This is a genomic window from Rhodococcus sp. P3_B8 (assembly GCF_056402775.1).
Map to the genome: position 1 here is coordinate 1 of NZ_JBFUGT010000524.1, position 2,775 is coordinate 2,775.

Genomic DNA, 2,775 nt, shown 5'->3' on the forward strand with positions numbered 1-2,775 from the left:
GAGCAGGCCGGCGGCGAGGACCGCGGGTCCGGCGATCTTCGCCGCCGTCTGCGCCCGCGGGCGGGAGATGTCGGAGCTGAAGATCATGGTCGCCGACCATCCCACCGACATCATGGCGCCGAGGAATCCCGCGGCGAACGGCACCAGTCCGGCGAGCCGTTGACCGAACAGCGGTGTGAAGGCCTCCGACACGGTGCCGGACGCGAGCACCGCGATGGTGAGGTAGATCCACTTCAGGGACGACGCCCGGGTGTACGTCGACTGCGGCAACACCCGGCGCGGTGACCGCAGCTCCCAGGCCAGGAAGAGAACGATGAATGCGGCCCCGACCGCGATCAGGGCCAGCATGTGGGTCCGGTTGCCGACGATGCTCGCCACGCTGATTGCGATCGTCGCGAGGGTGAGCAGGACGAGTGACGTGGCAGGCACGGGTTCTCCGCCACGCACACGCTCGGTGCGCGGCAACGCCCGGGGCGCGATCACGGCGATGGCGGCGGCGACCACTGCCAGGGCGACGAACGCGAGACGCCACTGGCCGAGTTGCGCGAACAGCCCACCGATCGCCGGTCCGGCCAGAGTTCCGACGCCCCACATCGCCGAGACCAGCGCGGTTGCACGGGCCCACAGATGCTCCGGTAGCGCCTCGCGCAGTACCGCGTAACTCAGCCCCGCGAGCAGGCCCCCACCGAGCCCCTGGACCGCTCGTCCGACGAGGAGCACCTCCATCGAAGGGCTCACGGCGCAGATCATCGTGCCGACGAAGAACGGAGCCAGCGCGAACAGGTACGCACCGAGCGCCCCGCGATGTGCGAGCAGCCGGCTGACGGTCATCGACGAGATCACGGACGCCACCATGAAGACGGTCGCGCTCCACGCGTACAGCGATTCGCGCCCGAGTTCGCCGATGGCGGTGGGCAGCAGGCTCGTCGTCAGAAAGATGTTGACGGCGTGCAGTCCGACGCCGCCGGCGAGGACGGCGGAGGTGGAGCGGTAACGGGGTCCGAGCAGCTCGGACCAGCTGGCCGGTGACGGGGCGGTCGATGTCATGCACACCACGCTAAAATCTCGAGTGGACTCGAGGTCAAGGGGCTGATGTGATGTCATTGGATCCGAAGGATCTGCTGTCGGTGGGGGAGGTGTCGCGTCGGACCGGTGTGGCCGTCTCGGCGCTCCATTACTACGAGCAGCTCGGACTGATCGCGTCGACGCGGACATCCGGGAATCAACGCCGGTACGAACGGCACATGCTCCGACGGATCTCGCTGATCGTGGTGGCCAAACGGCTCGGGATTCCACTGGCCGACGTGGGAGCGGTGTTCGAGACGCTCCCGGCCGACCGGATGCCGTCGATCCGCGACTGGCAGCGCGTGTCGAAGCTGTGGCGGGTGCAGCTCGAGGATCAGCGCAAGCGTATCGAGCGTCTCGAACGCGAGCTCACCGGATGCATCGGGTGTGGTTGCCTGTCGATGAAGGCGTGCTATCTGCTCAATCCCGAAGACCAACTCGCCGTGGAAGGTTCGGGTCCGAACCGGCTCTGAAGAACGGATTCCGGCAGTCGGTAGGTCGCGATCGATCTCCGTGAGGGTGGGGTGATTCCACTCCCAGGGGTGCCGCGAAGCCCTCCGAGGGTTGGTTCAGTTCGGGCGCTGGAGTGGGCAGAGTTGTACCTGTCAACGAAGCACGATCCGACCATCCCTTGGAGATACTGAATGATCAACGCCCGCCGCACCATTGCCGCCATCGCTTTCGCTGCTCTTCCCGTCCTGAGTGCCTTCGGGGCGGCGTCCGTTGCGCATGCCGAGCCGATCGGCCCGAACGGGCCCACCGGTGGCCCCTGCCCGATCGTGAACACGGACTCGCAGGGCAACGAGACAGTGACGTACGGCAAGCCCGGAGACCGCAACGGCGCCCTGGTGTGCGGTGCGGACGGTGAATGGACGGTGGGTAAGGCCGGCGGTTTCAAGGGCGGCCCCGGACAGATTCAGACTCAGCCCGGACTCTCACGCGGGTGAGCAGGGCATGAACTCGCTCGGTTGAACGTTCCCGGCGAGCATTGACGGACGGGTCAGAGGTATTCGTGGCGGTGTCCGCATTCGAGACCGTCGGGCGCTGATCGTGGGCATCGATTCATGCAGTGGAAGACGCGATACCGCTTCCCCGGGGGCAGTGACGCGAAGCCTGCATGAGCGTCCTTGATCTCGTATCCGATCGGACCGCGGCAGAACGAACAGGTCTTGGTCTCGTCGGTTCCGGTCTCCATCCATCGATCGTAGGGCGGTTCACGGTGGGGAAGTCAGGAATCTCGCGTTCCGTTTGCCGCGGGTGACCTCAGGTCGTGGACGTCGCCAAGATGTGTTTGAGGACGGCGAGGTCTGTCGTTGCGCCGAGGTCGGCGATCGTCACACCCGATAGTGATGCGCGCCAAGCCTGTTCGGCACCGGCCATGACTTTCGCGATGCCGCATACGGAGCGGCACTGCTCTGGAGGGGCGGCGAGCACTCCTTGCCTGCGGATCTCGGTGCACCGAAAGGCGGGCTCGGTTCCGTCGACGGCCTGGACGACGTCGAGGACGGTGATGGCCTCGGGTGCGCGGGTCAGGACGTATCCGCCATCGCGCCCCTCGGTGGGGTGGACGAGGCCGGCACGTGCGAGCGACTGTAGATGCTTGGCGAGGTATGTCTTCGACACACCGTGCAGTTCGGCCAGCCGGGCCGTGGGTACCGGGCTCTCGGCCTGGCTGAGAACCACGCAGCAGTGAAGTGCCCACTCCACGCC

At 66.6% G+C, this 2,775-nt stretch carries 5 protein-coding genes; 2 read left to right on the top strand and 3 right to left on the bottom strand.

Translation table 11 applies throughout. The features are described 5' to 3' along the window. On the bottom strand, nt 1–1,047 hold a 1,047-nt coding region (locus AC1D1G_RS44000), incomplete at its 3' end, for an MFS transporter (protein ID WP_477956798.1). A gap of 50 nt (nt 1,048–1,097) precedes the next feature. Here AC1D1G_RS44000 and soxR point away from each other — a divergent pair. Beyond that, nucleotides 1,098–1,538 carry a redox-sensitive transcriptional activator SoxR gene (gene soxR / locus AC1D1G_RS44005; protein WP_280784468.1) on the top strand — a complete coding sequence of 147 codons (441 nt, stop codon included), beginning with the start codon at nt 1,098–1,100 and terminating at the stop codon, nt 1,536–1,538. 171 nt (nt 1,539–1,709) lie between these two features. Continuing rightward, nucleotides 1,710–2,012, top strand: a complete 303-nt coding sequence (locus AC1D1G_RS44010) for a hypothetical protein (RefSeq protein WP_105421629.1) — start codon at nt 1,710–1,712, stop codon at nt 2,010–2,012. Nucleotides 2,013–2,065: 53 nt separating this feature from the next. On the opposite strand, the gene AC1D1G_RS44015 is transcribed toward AC1D1G_RS44010, so the two are convergent. Beyond that, nucleotides 2,066–2,260: a hypothetical protein gene (locus tag AC1D1G_RS44015; protein ID WP_005246414.1), complete on the bottom strand. Its 195-nt coding sequence runs from the start codon at nt 2,258–2,260 to the stop codon at nt 2,066–2,068. Nucleotides 2,261–2,328: 68 nt separating this feature from the next. Then, nucleotides 2,329–2,775, bottom strand: a 447-nt coding sequence (locus AC1D1G_RS44020) for an RrF2 family transcriptional regulator (RefSeq protein WP_477956799.1), incomplete at its 5' end; no start/stop codon positions are given.

Coding starts and splice junctions, on each gene's coding strand:
- soxR (WP_280784468.1), top strand. CDS start 1,098: ATGTCATTGGATCCGAAGGATCTGCTGTCGGTGGGGGAGGTGTCGCGT.
- AC1D1G_RS44010 (WP_105421629.1), top strand. CDS start 1,710: ATGATCAACGCCCGCCGCACCATTGCCGCCATCGCTTTCGCTGCTCTT.
- AC1D1G_RS44015 (WP_005246414.1), bottom strand. CDS start 2,260: ATGGAGACCGGAACCGACGAGACCAAGACCTGTTCGTTCTGCCGCGGT.